Raw genomic sequence first — 15,986 nt, 5'->3', positions numbered from 1 at the left:
ACTCTTTAGACTTGCACTTGTCATAGCGTCGTTATTCACTCAGCAACTCCTCGCAAAAGGATTTGGCCATGCCCCGTTTGCCTGCCCTTGCCGTGCTGCTCGCCAGTCTGTTGTCGGCCCCAATATTACGGGCAGCCGATATCGATGCAGCCAGTTATGGCTACCCGATCACCAACCCGTTCGAAGCCACCATTCTCACCACGCCGCCCGAACTGCGCGCCCAGGTGCCGAGCGACGAGGATATCGACCAGTCCGACTACAGCCTCAAGCTGCGCCCCGAGCGCGAATTCGAGCTGCCGAAGAACTTCTGGCCAGTCACCTCGCTGCGCTATCGCCTGGCGCAACAGAAAGGCCCGGCGCCACTGGTGTTCATTATTTCCGGCACGGGTGCCAACTACGCCAGCGGCAAGACCGAAGACCTCAAGCGAGTGTTCTACGGCGCCGGCTATCACGTGGTGCAACTGTCGTCCCCGACCAGCTATGACTTCATGAGCGCCGCCTCGCGGGCAGCCACACCGGGCATCTCTAGCGAAGATGCCGAAGACCTGTACCGCGTGATGCAGGCAGTGCGAGCCCAGCACCCGCGACTGCCGGTCACCGACTTCTATCTGACCGGCTACAGCCTGGGCGGCTTGCAGGCGGCCTTCGTCAGCCAGCTCGATGAAACCAAGCGCAGCTTCAACTTCAAGCGCGTGCTGCTGCTCAACCCGCCCGTCAACCTGTACACCTCGGTGACCAACCTCGACCGCCTGGTGCAAACCGAGGCCCGCGGGGTCAACAGCCACACCACCTACTTCGAACTGCTGCTGGGCAAGCTCACCCGCTACTTCCAGCAAAAGGGCTATATCGACCTCAACGATGCCCTGCTCTATGACCTGCAGAGCTCCAAGCAGCAACTGACCAATGAGCAACTGGCCATGCTGGTGGGCAGCTCGTTCCGCTTCTCGTCGGCCGATATCGCCTTCACCTCCGACCTGATCAACCGCCGCGGCCTGATCACCCCGCCCAACTACCCGATCAACGAAGGCACGCCACTGGAGCCCTTCTTCAAGCGCGCCCTGCAGTGCGACTTCGATTGCTACATGGCCCAGCAACTGATCCCCTACTGGCGTGCGCGCTTTGGCGGCGGCAGCCTGACCCAGTTGATCAACCAGGTCAGCCTGTACAAGCTGGAAGACTACCTGCGCAATAGCGGCAAGATCGCCGTGATGCACAACGCCGATGACCTGATCCTCGGCCCTGGCGACCTCGGTTTCCTGCGCCGCACCTTTGGCAATCGCCTGACGGTCTATCCGCACGGCGGCCACTGCGGCAACCTCAACTACCGCGTCAACAGCGACGCCATGCTGGAGTTCTTCCGTGGTTAAGAAAGCCTTCCTGCTCGCGTTGCCGCTGTTCGCCAGCCTGGCCCATGCCCAGGTCGACGAGGATGGTTTCACCAATCCGCTCGACCAGTTGAAGTTCAACCCCGCGCTGGACCAGCACGAATTCGAACGTTCCACCATGGTCGCGCTCAACGTGTACGACCCCTGGGAATCCTGGAATCGCCGGGTCTATCACTTCAACTACCGCTTCGATGAATGGGTGTTCCTGCCGGTGGTCGATGGCTACCGCTACGTCACCCCGCGCTTCGTGCGCACCGGGGTCAGCAACTTCTTCAGTAACCTGGGTGACATCCCCAACCTGCTCAACAGCCTGTTGCAACTCAAGGGCAAGCGAGCAATGGATACCACCGGGCGGCTGCTGCTCAACACCACCATCGGTGTTGCCGGCCTGTGGGATCCGGCTACGATGATGGGCCTGCCCCGGCAGAGCGAAGACTTCGGCCAGACCCTGGGCGTCTACGGCGTGCCCTCTGGTCCTTATGTGATGCTGCCGTTGCTGGGCCCATCCAACCTGCGCGACACCGGTGGCCGGGTCTTCGATTTCGTCGCGGAAAGCCAGATCAACTTCCTGAACGTGCCCAAGGAAAGCCTGCACCACCCGGAGATTACCGCGCTAAGGGTCGTCAATACCCGTTACAACACGGGCTTTCGCTACGGCCAACTGAACTCGCCATTCGAGTACGAGAAGGTGCGCTACATCTACAACGCGGCGCGTAAGCTGCAGATCGACGAATGACCGCTGCTGGGGTGCGGTAGCGCCTGCTACTGCACCTCTGCCAACCCGAGAAAGCGTGTCAGCGCGCCCTTCTGCGCCATCGCATCCTGATAGCCCAGTTCGATCAGTTCGTTGCAGTAACCCGGTTCGAACAGCAGATAGCTGAGCACACCGGCACCGCTCGCGCGCGTAGCGCCAGGCCCACGCAGGAAGAAACGCATCGTGCGTGGCAGCTCGTGACGATGACGGGCCGCGATCTGATCCAGTGGCTGGCTGGGCGAAATCACCAAGACCTCCACCGGTTTCAGACTCAACCCGCGCTGGTTGATACCGGACGGAATCAGGCTGCTCATATGATTGAGCCGCTGCAACTGTTCGATATCCCCCTCCAGACTGTCGATGAAGGTGCTGTTGAGCATATGCCCACTGATCTGTGCCAGGGTTGGCGGCTTGCCGCTGTTGGGGCGTGGAATCACTCGATTGGCATCCGCGCCCTGCGGATTGCCACTCACACCAATCACCAGCACACGGCTCGCCCCCAGGTGCAGTGCCGGGCTGATGGGTGCCGACTGACGTACCGCACCGTCACCGAAATATTCGCGATTGATCCGTACCGGCGGAAAAATCAGCGGAATCGAAGCACTGGCCAACAGGTGCTCGAGGTTGAGACGGGTCGGCACCCCAACCCGGCGATGGCGAAACCAGGGGTCAATAGTCGCGCGCCCCTGGTAGAACGTCACCGCCTGGCCGGACTCGTAGCCGAAGGCACTGACTGCCACAGCCCTCAGTTGCCGCATGCGCACCGCCGCGGCAATACCGGTGAAGTCCAGCTCGCGCTCGAGCAACTCGCGCAACGGCGAGCTGTCGAGCAGCGCCACGGGCTGGTCTTTGCCCAAGCCCATCAGGCTGTGGCCGAAGAAACGCCCAGCCTGGCGCAGCACGCCGGGCCAGTCGCTACGGTAGATGCTCGCGCAATGAAAACTCTTCCACACCTCGCCCAGGCGCTTCACCGCATCGGAGAAATGCATGGCGCCGCAGGCCAGCCCCACCGCATTGATCGCCCCGGCCGAGGTGCCGACAATCACCGGGAACGGGTTATCCAGGGAGTCCCCCAGCAGATCGGCGATCGCTCTCAGCACCCCCACCTGATACGCCGCACGCGCACCACCACCGGAAAGGATCAGCCCGGTAATAGGGCTGGCGGCTGAGGCGGCGTGAGGCATGGCAGAGCTCCGCAGGTCGAGGGGATGCTGGTCTATTTCTTGGCGTACAGCTTCGGCTCACCTGGCGGGCGCGTCTTGAAACGCCGATGGGCCCACAGGTATTGCTCGGGATGCTGGCTGACCGCCTGTTCGATCCAGTGATTGATACGCAGGCAATCCGCCGCCTCGCTCTCGCCGGGAAAGTCATCCAACGGCGGATGGATGACCAAGCGATACCCGGAACCATCGGCCAGGCGCTCCTGAGTGAAGGGCACCACACGGGCCTTGCCCAGGCGGGCGAACTTGGTGGTGGCAGTCACTGTCGCGGCCTGCACACCGAACAGCGGCACGAAGATGCTTTGCTTGGGACCATAATCCTGATCCGGTGCATACCAGATGGCTCGCCCGGCCCGCAGCACCTTGAGCATGGCGCGGATGTCCTCGCGCTCGATGGCCGTGGCGTCATGGTTGTGTCGCTCTCGGCCACTGCGCTGGATGTAGTCGAACACCGGGTTCTTGTGCTCGCGGTACATGCCATCAATGGTCTGGCGCTGCCCGAGCAAAGCTGCACCAATCTCCAGCGTGGTGAAATGCAACGCCATCAGAATCGCCCCTTGCCCTTCTGCCTGAAGCTGCTGAAGGTGCTCCAGACCCTCGATATGGGCCAACCTGGCCAGGCGCTCACGCGGCCACCACCAACTCATGGCCATCTCGAAAAAGGCGATGCCGGTTGATGCAAAGTTTTCCTTCAGCAACTGCTCGCGAGCAGCCTCGTCGAGCAGGGGAAAACACAGCTCGAGGTTACGTCGGGCAATTCGCCGCCGGGAACCCGCCACCCGATACATCAGCGCACCCAGTAGACGGCCAAGCCGCAGCAGCAGGCGATAGGGCAACTGCACGATCAGCCACAACAGCCCCAACCCCAGCCATAGCGGCCAGAAACGCGGATGCAGGAAGTAGGCTCGAAAATGCGGACGATCCATGACTGATTCCGGACAAACGACAAAGCCGGCGATTCTACAGCAGTCCCCGCGGCTTGCGGCCGTGCAGGCTTATCGTTATAAGTCGTGCCCATTCAGTGTGATGGGCAGACCATGAGCCAAGCCGACCTACTCGACCAAGACCCCGTGTTCCAACTCAAGGGCAGCATGCTTGCCATCACGGTATTGGAGCTGGCGCATAACGACCTCGAACGCCTGGATCGCCAACTGGCCGATAAAGTCGCTCAGGCGCCGAATTTTTTCCAGAACACCCCGCTGGTCCTGGCTCTGGACAAATTGCCAGACGGTGAAGGCAACCTCGACCTCGGCAAGCTGATGCAACTGTGCCGCAGCCATGGGCTGCGTACCCTGGCGATTCGCGCCAACCGCGAAGAGGATATCGCCGCGGCCAACGTCCTCGATTTGCCCGTACTACCGCCATCCGGCGCACGTGAGCGCCTGGTGGAACCGGTAGAGGCCCGTAAGAAAAGCGAAAAACCGGAAAAACCGGCCGAGCCCGCGTTCAAACCGAGCAAGATCATCACCACCCCCGTGCGTGGCGGCCAGCAGATCTATGCCCAGGGCGGCGACCTGATCGTTCTGGCCGCGGTCAGCGCCGGTGCGGAACTTCTCGCCGATGGCAATATCCATGTTTACGGCCCTATGCGCGGCCGCGCTCTGGCTGGCGTCAAGGGCGACGGCAAGGCACGGATTTTCTGCCAGCAGATGGGCGCCGAAATGCTGTCCGTGGCAGGCCAGTACAAAACCGCCGAAGACTTGCGCCGCGACCCGTTGTGGGGGCAGTCGGTACAGGTCAGCCTGTCGGGCGACGTGTTGAACATCACCCGTCTTTAACGGATACTGCGGCCAATTTTCAGGGACCAAAAAGGGCATCCGGAAGCCAGCTTGAACCGGCTTTGGATTGCCCATTTTTTCATTTATTTGGGGTGAAGCACCTTGGCCAAGATTCTCGTAGTCACTTCCGGCAAGGGCGGCGTGGGTAAAACCACCACCAGCGCCGCCATCGGTACCGGCCTCGCACTGCGCGGGCACAGAACCGTCATCGTCGACTTCGACGTCGGCCTCCGCAACCTCGACCTGATCATGGGTTGCGAGCGTCGCGTGGTGTATGACTTCGTCAACGTCATCAATGGCGAAGCGACCCTGACCCAGGCCCTGATCAAGGATAAACGCCTGGAGAACCTCTACGTCCTGGCTGCCAGCCAGACCCGTGACAAGGACGCCCTGACCAAGGAAGGCGTCGGCAAGGTCATTGACGAGCTGTCGAAAAACTTCGAATTCGTCATCTGCGACTCACCCGCCGGTATCGAAGTCGGTGCCCACCTGGCCATGTACTTCGCCGACGAAGCCATCGTCGTAACCAACCCGGAAGTGTCCTCGGTCCGTGACTCCGACCGTATGCTCGGCCTGCTGGCAAGCAAATCGCGCCGCGCCGAGAACGGCGAAGAGCCGATCAAGGAGCGCCTGCTGCTCACCCGCTACAACCCGGAGCGCGTGACCAAGGGCGAAATGCTCGGCGTGGAAGACGTCGAGGAAATCCTCGCCATCAACCTGCTGGGCGTGATCCCCGAGTCCCAGGCTGTGCTGAAAGCCTCCAACCAGGGCGTGCCGGTGATTCTCGACGAACAAAGCGACGCAGGCCAGGCCTACGGTGACGCCGTTGACCGCCTACTGGGCAAGGACGTGCCTCACCGCTTCCTTGATGTGAAAAAACAAGGCTTCCTGCAACGGCTCTTCGGAGGTCGAGAATGAACCTCTTCGATTTCTTCCGCGAACGCAAAAAAGAAACCCCGGCGTCGATCGCCAAGGAACGCCTGTCGATCATCGTCGCCCACGAGCGCGGCCAGCGCAGCCAGCCGGACTACCTGCCGGCCCTGCAGAAGGAACTGGTCGAGGTGATTCGCAAGTACGTCAACATCGAACAGGATCAGGTACAGGTCGCGCTGGAAGACCAGGGCAGTTGCTCGATTCTGGAACTCAATATCACGCTTCCCGATCGTTGATCGAGTAAGCGCATGCAACGGCGGCCCAGGCCGCCGTTGTCATTTGTGGAATACCCATGCCGCTGTCGAATGTCGAAATCCTCCATCAGGACGCCGCCCTGCTGGTAATCAACAAGCCCACTCTGCTGCTCTCGGTGCCCGGCCGCGCGGAAGACAACCGTGACTGCCTGGTGACCCGCCTGCAGGAAAACGGCTACCCGGAAGCGCGCATCGTGCACCGCCTGGACTGGGAAACGTCCGGCATCATCGTCCTGGCTCGCGACGCCGACAGCCACCGCGAGCTGTCTCGCCAGTTTCACGACCGTGAAACCGAAAAGGCCTATACCGCGCTGTGCTGGGGCCAGCCCGAGCTGGACAGCGGCAGCATCGATCTGCCCCTGCGCTACGACCCGCCGACCAAGCCACGCCATGTCGTCGACCATGAGCAGGGCAAGCACGCCCTGACCTTCTGGCGGGTGCTCGAACGCTGCGGCCACTACAGCCGCGTGGAACTCACCCCCATCACCGGCCGCTCACACCAGTTGCGCGTGCATATGCTGTCCATCGGTCACCCGCTGCTCGGCGACGGTTTGTACGCCCACGAGCAAGCCCTGGCCGCCTGGCCACGCCTGTGCCTGCATGCCAGCATGCTCAGCCTGACCCATCCGCAGACCGGCGAACGCCTGCGCTTCGAGTGCCCGGCGCCGTTCTGACCGCAAGGCAAGCGGCGCCACACGGCCGTGCGCGGCTGAACTTGCGCATACAGGTGCTCAACAGTGACCGGATAGATGCCCCGAGGCCGCCCTTCCCGGCACAGCCGGATACAAATTGGTTACACTCGCGCCATCGCTGTCCGGAGTCCCTATGCGCGAAGAACTGAATCAGGGCCTGATCGAGTTTCTCAAGTCCTCGCCAACCCCCTTCCATGCCACCCGCACGCTCGCCGAACGCTTGCAAAGCGCCGGTTTCCGCCCGCTCGACGAACGCGATAGCTGGACCACCGAACCTGGTGGCCGCTACTACGTCACCCGCAACGACTCGTCGATCATCGCCTTCCGCCTGGGCAAACGCGCGCCATTGGAAGGCGGTCTGCGCCTGGTTGGCGCGCACACCGACAGCCCGTGCCTGCGCGTCAAGCCGCAACCGGAGCTGCAACGCCATGGTTTCTTCCAGCTCGGCGTAGAAGTCTATGGTGGCGCCCTGCTCGCCCCCTGGTTCGACCGCGACCTGTCACTGGCCGGGCGCGTGACCTTCCGCCGTGATGGCAAGGTGGAAAGCCGCCTGATCGATTTCCAACTGCCGATCGCCGTGATCCCCAACCTGGCCATCCACCTCAATCGCGACGCCAACCAGGGCTGGGCGATCAATCCGCAGAATGAACTGCCGCCGATCCTTGCCCAGGTGTTCGGTGAGGAACGCGCCGACTTTCGCGCCCTGCTCGCCAACCAGTTGGCCCTGGAGCACGAACTCAATGCCGATGCCGTGCTCGATTACGAGCTGAGCTTCTACGACACCCAGGGTGCCGCCGTGATTGGCCTCAATGGCGATTTCATCGCCGGCGCGCGCCTGGACAACCTGCTGTCCTGCTACGCCGGCCTCGAGGCCCTGCTCGGCAGCAACAGCGACGAAACCTGCATCCTGGTGTGCACCGACCACGAGGAAATCGGCTCCTGCTCCGCCTGTGGCGCCGACGGCCCGTTCCTTGAGCAGGTACTGCAACGCCTGCTGCCCGAGGGCGACGCCCTGGTGCGCATCATCCAGAAATCCCTGTTGGTATCGGCTGACAACGCCCACGGCGTACACCCCAACTACGCCGACAAGCACGACGCCAATCACGGCCCCAAGCTCAATGCCGGCCCGGTGATCAAGGTCAACAGCAACCAGCGCTACGCGACCAACAGCGAAACCGCCGGGTTCTTCCGTCACCTGTGCCTGGCCGAAGAAGTGCCGGTGCAGAGCTTCGTGGTGCGCAGCGACATGGGCTGTGGCTCGACCATCGGCCCGATCACCGCCAGCCGACTCGGCGTGCGCACCGTCGATATCGGCCTGCCGACCTTCGCCATGCATTCGATCCGCGAGCTGGCCGGCAGCCATGACCTGGCGCATCTGGTGAAAGTGCTGAGCGCCTTCTACGCCAGCGCCGAACTGGCCTGAGGAACAACCTGATGACAGTGGCGATCTTCGATCTCGACGAAACCCTGCTGGATGGCCAGTGCACCAGCCTGTGGGCAAGCCATATGGCCGATCTCGGCTGGGTAGACCGCGACTCCTTCGTCGACCGGGAGCAGGCCCTCATGGCCGGTTACCGCAATGGCACGCAGAGCCTGCAGGACTACCTCGCCTTCAGCCTGGCGCCGCTGGTGGGGCGTACAGCAGAGGAGATTGCCTTCGTGGTCGAGCCGTTCGTCGAGGATGTCATCGAACCGCTGCTGCACAGCGCCGCCATGCGCTGCCTGGCGACGCATCGCAGTACGGGCGTACGCGTCCTGCTGATCGGCACACTCCCCGCTTTCCTGGTCGAAGGTATTGCCGCCCGCCTGGGCATCGCTGACGCGCTGGGTATCGAGTTGGAAGAGCGCCACGGCTGCTACAGCGGTCAACCGTTGCATGCCGATGCCCATGCCGCGCTGGTAACGGCTGTGAATAGCTGGCTGGAAGAAACGGGGGAAATCCTCGACCACGCCTACGTCTACTGCGCTGCCCAGGACACGCTCTGGCTGCTGGACCAGGCTGCCCATCCCCATGCCGTCAACCCGGCCCCGGAGCTTCAAGAACAGGCCGAGCAACACGGCTGGCCCATTCTTGAGTGGCGCTGATCCTAAAAAACCAGTCATGACCTCCTGACTGTCAGCCGTTACAACAACCCGCGGGCGTAACAGCCGCAGGCTGGCTCCAAGTCAGAACATCGTGAAAAGGTGTCAGACCAGGCTTTCGTCGATCAGCAACACCACCTTGCCGTTCACCTGATTGCTCGCCAGCGCGGCAAACGCCGCCTCGACATCCTTGGCAGCAAAGCTGCGCTCAAGCTGGGGACGCAGCCGTCCCTCGGCGAACAACGGCCAGACCTGGCGCCCAAGATCGCTGAGCAACTCAGCCTTGAATGAGTCATCCCGGGTGCGCAAGGTCGACCCAATCAGCTGGATGCGTTTGCCCAGCAACAGCGCCATGTTCAGTTGCGCCTTGCTACCCCCCATCAGGCCGATGCTTACCCAGCGCCCATCCCGCCCGAGCAGCTCGAGATTGAGATCGGCATAGCTGGCACCCACCGGATCGAGGATGACATCGAAGGGCGCAAAATCACGCAGGCCGGCCAGGTCGACATCACGAATGGCCCCGCCCAACGCCCCGAGCCCCTCGCAATAAGCCAGACGCTCGGCAGACCCCACGCTGACCCAGCACGGGTTGCCAAAAGCCTTGCACAGCTGGATCGCCGCCGACCCCACGCCACTGGCACCGGCGTGCAGCAGCACTTTTTCGCCTGGCTTCAGCGCGGCCAACTGGAACAGGTTGAGCCAGGCCGTCGCATAGACTTCCGGCAACACTGCCGCCTCGGCCAATGACAACCCTTCGGGAACCGGCAGCGCGTGACGGGCATCGACCACGACCTCCTCAGCCATGCCGCCGCCCGCCAGCAGGCAACAGACCCGGTCGCCCACATTCCAGGCGCTACCCGGGCCTACTTCAGTGATGACGCCCGAGCACTCCAGACCAAGGATGTCACTGGCACCCGGTGGCGGCGGATAAAGCCCGGCACGCTGCAACAGATCGGCACGGTTGAGACCTGCGGCCGCCACACGGATGCGAATCTGCCCGACATCGCATGCCGGGCTAGGCCGTTCACACCATTGCACCTGCCCTTCGACGCCTTGCAATGCCTTCATGCTGCCTCCATAGTGAATACGACACCGGCGTGTAGCGCCGGTCTTTTTTATGCGCTCTCGCCAGACTCGACTGGAACCCAGCGCTCTAAATGACGGCCTAATATGCGTTATCAATTGCCCTCGCGTCGACTTATCCCCATGCAGCGTTTCCTCCCGACTACCGCACTCGCCTTCATTCTTGGCCTGCAGGCCCTGCCAGCACTGGCCAAGACCGCCCCGGACAACTGGGAGTATCTGCAGCCCGACCGCGAGCAGGTGATCGCCAGCCTCAACGTGGTGGAGCTGCTCAAGCGCCATCACTACAACAAGCCGCCACTCGATGACGCGCGCTCGCAGAAGATCTACGCGGGCTATCTGAAGATGCTCGATCCGGCGCGCAGCTATTTCACCGCCAGTGACATCGCCGAATTTGATCGCTGGCGCAACCAGTTCGACGACCTGCTCAAGAGCGGCGATCTCGAACCGGGCTTCACCATCTACAAACGCCAGTTGGTACGTGCACAGGAACGCCTGAACTACGCGGTGAAGCTGCTGCAGAACATCGACCAGTTCGACTTCAGTGTCGACGAAACCCTGCTGGTCGACCGCGAGAAGGCCAACTGGGCCAAGGACACGGCCGAGCTCGACGACCTCTGGCGCAAACGCGTCAAAGATGAAGTCTTGCGCCTCAAGCTCACTGGCAAGGACAACAAGGCCATCCAGGAACTGCTGCTCAAGCGCTACAAGAACCAGCTCAGCCGCCTCGAACAGACCAGTGGCGAGGACGTGTTCCAGGCCTACATCAACGCCTTCACCCAAACGTACGACCCGCACACCAACTACCTGTCGCCCGACAACGCGGAAAACTTCGATATCAACATGAGCCTGTCGCTCGAAGGTATCGGTGCCGTGCTCCAGTCGGACAACGAGTACGTCAAGGTCGTGCGTCTGGTGCCGGCCGGCCCGGCCGAGAAGAGCAAGCAGATCGTCCCTGCCGACAAGATCGTCGGGGTCGCCCAGGGCGACAAGGACATGGTCGACGTGATCGGCTGGCGCCTCGAGGAAGTGGTCAAGCTGATTCGCGGCCCGAAAGGGTCGACGGTACGCCTGGAAGTGATCCCGGCCAGCAACGCGCCGGGCGACCAGACCAGCAAGATCGTCAACATCACCCGTGAAGCGGTGAAGCTCGAAGAACAGGCCGCGCAGAAATCGGTGCTCAAACTCGAGCACGAGGGCCAGGAATACAAACTCGGCATCATCAAGGTTCCGGCCTTCTATCTGGACTTCAAGGCCTTCCGTGCCGGCGACCCGGACTACAAGAGCACCACGCGTGACGTGCGCCGCCTGCTCACCGAACTGCAGAAGGAAAAGGTCGACGGCGTCGTCCTCGATCTGCGTGACAACGGCGGTGGCTCGCTGCAGGAAGCTACCGAGCTGACCGGCCTGTTCATCGACAAAGGGCCGACCGTACTGGTGCGCAACAGCGACGGCCGCGTCGACGTACTCGCCGACGAAGAAAAAGGCGCCTTCTATACCGGCCCGCTGGCGGTATTGGTCGATCGCCTCTCCGCCTCGGCATCCGAGATCTTCGCCGGCGCCATGCAGGACTATCACCGCGCCCTGATCCTCGGCGGCCAGACCTTCGGCAAAGGCACTGTGCAGACCATCCAGGAACTCAACCATGGCGAGCTCAAGCTGACCCTGGCCAAGTTCTACCGGGTTTCCGGGCAAAGCACCCAGCACCAGGGCGTTCTACCGGACATCGCCTACCCGAACGTGGTCGACACCAAGGAAATCGGTGAAAGCGCCCTGCCCGAGGCCATGCCCTGGGACAGCATCAAGCCGGCCATTCGCCCCGCTGCCGATCCGTTCAAACCGTTCCTGGCCGAACTCAAGGCACGCCACGAAGCACGTACGGCGGGCAATCCCGACTTCGTCTTCGTTCGTGATCGCCTGGCCCTCGCCCAGGAGCTGATGAAGGAAACCACCATCAGCCTCAACGAGCAGACCCGTCGCGCCCAGCGTGCCGATATCGAAGCGCGCCAGTTGGCCCTGGAAAATGCCAAGCGCAAAGCCAAGGGTGAAGAACTGCTCAAGGAGATCAAGGAAGAAGACGAAAGCGCCCTGCCCGTCGAGCCGGAAAAAACCAAACCGGAAGACGACGCCTACCTGGCGGAAAGCGGACGCATCCTCCTCGACTACCTGGGCCTTCGCGGGCAAGTAGCCAAACACTGATCGGGCGTCATCAAAGAGTCATCGTTCTGTCGTGAAATAAGGGCCGGTAGCGATACCGGCCCTTATTTTTTGCCCAGTCGAGACCCGCCATGACCGTCACCGAGCAGTTGAGCGCCCTGGACCAGATCCTCGCTCACGGCGACTTGCACACCCTGTTCCAACCCATTGTCTCGCTCTCCGAGCGGCGCATACTGGGCTATGAGGCCCTGACCCGCGGCCCGTCCAACAGCCCCTTGCACTCGCCCATTGCCCTGTTCAGCGTAGCGCGCAAAGTCGGACGGCTCAGCGAGCTGGAACTGGCCAGCCGCAAGAGTGCCTTTCGCCGTTTTCGCGACCTGCACCTGACCGGCAAGCTGTTTCTCAACGTCTCGCCGGAGTCGCTGCTGGAAACCAATCACCAGCCCGGCCGTACCCTCAAGCTGCTGCAGGACTTCGGCATCGCCCCCGAGCGCGTGGTAATCGAACTGACCGAGCAAACGCCCATAGACGACTTCACCCTGCTCGACACCGCGCTGCACCACTACCGCGCCATGGGCTTCTCCATTGCCCTGGATGACCTCGGCGCCGGCTACTCCAGCCTGCGCCTGTGGTCCGAACTGCGCCCCGACTACGTAAAGATCGACCGCCACTTCATCGATGGCATCCACCAGGATGCGGTCAAGCGCGAGTTCGTCGGCTCCATTCTGAAGATGGCCAAAGCCTCACGGGCCGAGGTCATCGCCGAAGGTATAGAGTTGGTCGAAGAACTGGCCGTGCTCAGCGAGATGGGTGTGGACCTGCTGCAGGGCTACCTGCTCGCCCGCCCCCAGGAACAACCCTCGCGTGACGGCAACAAGCTACTGCCGCAGCCGGACAGCCTGGTCAGCAACCTCCATGAAGACAGCGGCGACCTCAGCGCGCTGCTCGCCGAACAGCAAGCCATGAGCCAACACACAGCCACGGCAGAAGTGCTGGAAGCCTTCCGCGCCCAGGCCAACCTCAACTCCCTCGCCGTGCTCGACGACCATCAGCAGCCGATCGGCATCGTCCATCGCCATTCGCTGTCCGACGCCCTGCTCAAACCCTTCGGCACTGAGTTGTTCGCGCGCAAGCCGATCACCCGCCTGATGAGCACGGACTTTCTCGCCGTCGACATCAGCCAGTCGCTGCAGCAGGTCAGCCGTCTGCTGACCAGCCGTGCTCGGCAACGGATCGAAGAGGATTTCATCATTACCCAGCACGGCGTCTACCGTGGCCTGGGCCGCGTGATTGACGTACTCAAGCTGATCACCGAGGTGAAGATTCAGCAGGCACGGCATGCCAACCCGCTGACCCTGCTGCCCGGCAACGTGCCCATCCAGCAATGCCTGACACGCCTGCTGCAACAGGGCCGGGATGCCGCCGTATGCTACGTGGATATCGACAGCTTCAAGCCATTCAACGACATCTACGGCTATGCCCGTGGCGATGAGGTGCTGCTGTGCCTGGCCCAGTGCCTGAACGAACGCGTCGATCCCAACCGCGACTTCGTCGGCCATATCGGCGGTGACGATTTCATGCTGGTCTTGAGTTCGCCGGACTGGCGCAAGCGGGTACAGCTTCTGCTGGAAGACTTCCAGAGCCAGTGCCGGCGCTTTTATCTGGAAGAGCATCTGCAGGCAGGCTGCTTCGTCGCGCTCAACCGCAAGGGTCGCCGCGAGGAGTTCCCCCTGCTCTCGCTATCGGTAGGCGTGGTGCAATTGCAGGCCAGCACTGGCCAAGGTCTGGATGCCAGCCAATTGGCCGGCCTGGCCTCGGAGGCCAAACGCCGGGCCAAGGCGATACCCGGCTATAGCATGCATGTACTGGAGAGCTTGTCAGATTAGGCCAAGCTCGCCCGAACGCCGCTCGAATTGCGCAGCCAAGCTGCTATCGGCGGCCAATCCCGGCCCACCATCGCGGTACAGCCTGGCCAGGCGATGGGCCGCCAGCGGATGACCCGCATTGCTGGCGAGCGTCCACCAGCGCACCGCCTCCACGGCATCTGGCGCTTGCTGGGTATCGCCGTTCAGGCACAGCAGCCCCAACTGATACGCCGCCTTGCCATCGCCCCCTGTGGCCGCCAGGCGCAACAGACGCTTGCCCTCTTCCCTGGCACCAAAGCCCTGCCCACGAAACAACAGCAAATGCCCGTAGAAGCTTTGCGCCGGCACATTGCCTTGCGCCGCCAAGCGCGCGAACTGGCCCTGCATCCAGGTCCACGCACGCGGCTGGCGCACCAGCCAGCGCCACTGGAACAACTGACGAGCCACCCAATAACCGATATGTGCACGCAATCGCCACATGACTCAGGGCTCCTCGGGATAGGTGAATTCGAACACCCGTGCCACTTCGGACGCGTGCCAGGAGGCCGCCGCCGTGCCGTCCGACGGCCCGGAGAAACGTCCCAAGCGTGTCACGCACTCGAAAAACCCGGTACGCGGCAGGCGGCTGGCACTCTGACTGATCACCAGCGCGCTGCGCAGCGGGCGGTCGGCACGGGCATCCAGCGCAGCCAGGTGCTCCAGTGCAGCCGTCAGGGTCTGCATGGCCGGCGTTGGCAGTTGCAGACGCTCGACCAGGGCACGGTAGGTCAGCAGGTGCCGTTGCCGGCGCGCATCTTCCAACGCCGTCAGGAGCGCCTGCCAATGCTGCCGCTGAATGCGTACGCTCAAGAATCCTGCTCCCAGTCACCCACGCCCAGCACACGCGCCAGCGCGCGCCGAATCGCACCATCCGGAGCGCGTTCACCGCTTTCGATCAATCCCAGGTAATGCGGACTGATACCTACAGCCCGTGCCAAATCGGCCTGTGACAGCCCCTGGGCCTCACGCACACTCACCAGTTCAGCGAGCTGACGCGCAGGAGCTGGAGGCGCTGCAACGGCCACTTGCTCGGCACGCCCGGCAGCCTGCAACAGTGCCTGATACTCGGCCCATGGCAATACCGCATACTCTGCCGCGCCATCGCGCATGATCACTTGCACACTCATTACCGCTCTCCGTGAACGCCAGGATCGACTCTCTCGACCCCTCTCGCAGCCGCCATCTTAACAACTGATAGTGGCCTAGAGGGTGACCGGTAACGCGACAGGTCTACAACGAGACGTCTTGCGCGTCGCAAATGCCTGAGTCAGGAAGGGTCGACACGCTCGGCAATGGGCAGGCGCTCGATAGCTGCCACCTCGGCAACCGGTCGCCCATCACGCCAGCGTCGATAGGCATCCAGTTCACCCTGCCAGGTCTTCATGACCCAAGCGAGCACCGCCAGATCATCCAGTAGACCGATACCGGGAATCCAGTCGGGCACCAGATCCAGCGGCGCGATGAAATAAAGCAGGCCGGCCACCACACTCAGCAGCGCCTGTGGGTTGATTGCACGGTACTCACCCCGGAACCAGGCCATGCACAGCCCCTGCAACAGACGCAGATTTTCCCCAAGCTGGGAAAACCCCACCCCTCGTGCGCTGCGCTTGCTGGCAACTGCCAGCAGCAAAGCCGGCAGTCGACCACGGGCCAGAATAGGCTGAGCCAAACGGAAGTAACGCTTCAGATGCCGGGGGATATTCATGAACGATTCTCCGCAAACCGCATGCTTGCTGGCCTGGCA

At 62.5% G+C, this 15,986-nt stretch carries 17 protein-coding genes; 10 read left to right on the top strand and 7 right to left on the bottom strand.

The window, feature by feature from the left end:
* Window positions 1-68 precede the first annotated feature (68 nt).
* Together ACWPW0_RS06590 and ACWPW0_RS06585 are read left to right on the top strand one after the other, a co-directional pair.
* Window positions 69-1,367 (top strand): serine/threonine protein kinase, encoded by a 1,299-nt coding sequence (locus ACWPW0_RS06590; RefSeq protein ID WP_447590263.1) that lies wholly within the window; start codon window positions 69-71, stop codon window positions 1,365-1,367.
* The gene (locus ACWPW0_RS06585) at window positions 1,360-2,121 is read left to right on the top strand and encodes an MlaA family lipoprotein (protein WP_447590261.1); all 762 of its coding nucleotides are present in this window, start codon (window positions 1,360-1,362) and stop codon (window positions 2,119-2,121) included. The genes ACWPW0_RS06590 and ACWPW0_RS06585 overlap by 8 nt, the downstream gene beginning before the upstream one ends.
* 26 nt (window positions 2,122-2,147) lie before the next feature.
* On the opposite strand, the gene ACWPW0_RS06580 is transcribed toward ACWPW0_RS06585, so the two are convergent.
* Window positions 2,148-3,323 (bottom strand): patatin-like phospholipase family protein, encoded by a 1,176-nt coding sequence (locus ACWPW0_RS06580; RefSeq protein WP_454254793.1) that lies wholly within the window; start codon window positions 3,321-3,323, stop codon window positions 2,148-2,150.
* Between the two features lie 32 nt (window positions 3,324-3,355).
* Complete coding sequence (locus tag ACWPW0_RS06575; protein ID WP_454254792.1) at window positions 3,356-4,285, bottom strand: lipid A biosynthesis lauroyl acyltransferase; 930 nt, start codon at window positions 4,283-4,285, stop codon at window positions 3,356-3,358.
* 111 nt (window positions 4,286-4,396) lie between these two features.
* Between ACWPW0_RS06575 and minC the strand changes: the two genes are divergently transcribed.
* The 6 genes from minC (at window position 4,397) to ACWPW0_RS06545 (ending at window position 9,101) form a co-directional block, all read left to right on the top strand.
* The gene (gene minC, locus ACWPW0_RS06570) at window positions 4,397-5,137 is read left to right on the top strand and encodes a septum site-determining protein MinC (RefSeq protein WP_454254791.1); all 741 of its coding nucleotides are present in this window, start codon (window positions 4,397-4,399) and stop codon (window positions 5,135-5,137) included.
* A 102-nt stretch (window positions 5,138-5,239) separates the two neighbouring features.
* On the top strand, window positions 5,240-6,055 hold the full coding sequence (gene minD, locus ACWPW0_RS06565; protein WP_447590254.1) for a septum site-determining protein MinD: 816 nt from the start codon (window positions 5,240-5,242) through the stop codon (window positions 6,053-6,055).
* The gene (gene minE, locus ACWPW0_RS06560) at window positions 6,052-6,306 is read left to right on the top strand and encodes a cell division topological specificity factor MinE (protein WP_447590252.1); all 255 of its coding nucleotides are present in this window, start codon (window positions 6,052-6,054) and stop codon (window positions 6,304-6,306) included. Before minD ends, minE begins: the two co-directional genes overlap by 4 nt.
* A gap of 56 nt (window positions 6,307-6,362) precedes the next feature.
* Window positions 6,363-6,998 carry an RluA family pseudouridine synthase gene (locus tag ACWPW0_RS06555; protein ID WP_454254790.1) on the top strand — a complete coding sequence of 212 codons (636 nt, stop codon included), beginning with the start codon at window positions 6,363-6,365 and terminating at the stop codon, window positions 6,996-6,998.
* Between the two features lie 151 nt (window positions 6,999-7,149).
* On the top strand, window positions 7,150-8,439 hold the full coding sequence (locus tag ACWPW0_RS06550; protein ID WP_447590248.1) for a M18 family aminopeptidase: 1,290 nt from the start codon (window positions 7,150-7,152) through the stop codon (window positions 8,437-8,439).
* A gap of 11 nt (window positions 8,440-8,450) precedes the next feature.
* Window positions 8,451-9,101: an HAD family hydrolase gene (locus tag ACWPW0_RS06545; protein ID WP_454254789.1), complete on the top strand. Its 651-nt coding sequence runs from the start codon at window positions 8,451-8,453 to the stop codon at window positions 9,099-9,101.
* 102 nt (window positions 9,102-9,203) lie between these two features.
* Here ACWPW0_RS06545 and ACWPW0_RS06540 read toward each other — a convergent pair whose 3' ends face one another.
* Window positions 9,204-10,166 (bottom strand): NAD(P)H-quinone oxidoreductase, encoded by a 963-nt coding sequence (locus tag ACWPW0_RS06540; RefSeq protein ID WP_454254788.1) that lies wholly within the window; start codon window positions 10,164-10,166, stop codon window positions 9,204-9,206.
* 138 nt (window positions 10,167-10,304) lie between these two features.
* Between ACWPW0_RS06540 and ACWPW0_RS06535 the strand changes: the two genes are divergently transcribed.
* Together ACWPW0_RS06535 and ACWPW0_RS06530 are read left to right on the top strand one after the other, a co-directional pair.
* On the top strand, window positions 10,305-12,380 hold the full coding sequence (locus ACWPW0_RS06535; protein ID WP_454254787.1) for a carboxy terminal-processing peptidase: 2,076 nt from the start codon (window positions 10,305-10,307) through the stop codon (window positions 12,378-12,380).
* 89 nt (window positions 12,381-12,469) lie between these two features.
* A complete protein-coding gene (locus ACWPW0_RS06530) occupies window positions 12,470-14,224 on the top strand; it encodes a bifunctional diguanylate cyclase/phosphodiesterase (protein ID WP_447590241.1) in 1,755 nt (584 codons plus the stop codon).
* On the opposite strand, the gene ACWPW0_RS06525 is transcribed toward ACWPW0_RS06530, so the two are convergent.
* The 4 genes from ACWPW0_RS06525 to ACWPW0_RS06510 all read right to left on the bottom strand — a co-directional run bounded on the left by ACWPW0_RS06525 (window position 14,216) and on the right by ACWPW0_RS06510 (window position 15,947).
* Window positions 14,216-14,683, bottom strand: coding sequence for a tetratricopeptide repeat protein (locus ACWPW0_RS06525; RefSeq protein WP_454254786.1), 468 nt, complete (start codon window positions 14,681-14,683; stop codon window positions 14,216-14,218). The genes ACWPW0_RS06530 and ACWPW0_RS06525 overlap by 9 nt on opposite strands.
* Window positions 14,684-14,686: 3 nt before the next feature.
* Complete coding sequence (locus tag ACWPW0_RS06520) at window positions 14,687-15,052, bottom strand: hypothetical protein (protein ID WP_447590237.1); 366 nt, start codon at window positions 15,050-15,052, stop codon at window positions 14,687-14,689.
* On the bottom strand, window positions 15,049-15,369 hold the full coding sequence (locus ACWPW0_RS06515; protein WP_447590236.1) for a helix-turn-helix transcriptional regulator: 321 nt from the start codon (window positions 15,367-15,369) through the stop codon (window positions 15,049-15,051). The genes ACWPW0_RS06520 and ACWPW0_RS06515 overlap by 4 nt, the downstream gene beginning before the upstream one ends.
* Window positions 15,370-15,509: 140 nt before the next feature.
* Entirely contained in the window at window positions 15,510-15,947 is a 438-nt protein-coding gene (locus ACWPW0_RS06510) for a YkvA family protein (RefSeq protein ID WP_447590234.1), read from the bottom strand.
* Window positions 15,948-15,986: the final 39 nt, after the last annotated feature.

The organism is Pseudomonas sp. Marseille-Q8238 (assembly GCF_965111915.1).
The sequence above is the reverse complement of the archived record's forward strand: the minus strand, read 5'-3'. Positions and strand labels throughout refer to the sequence as shown.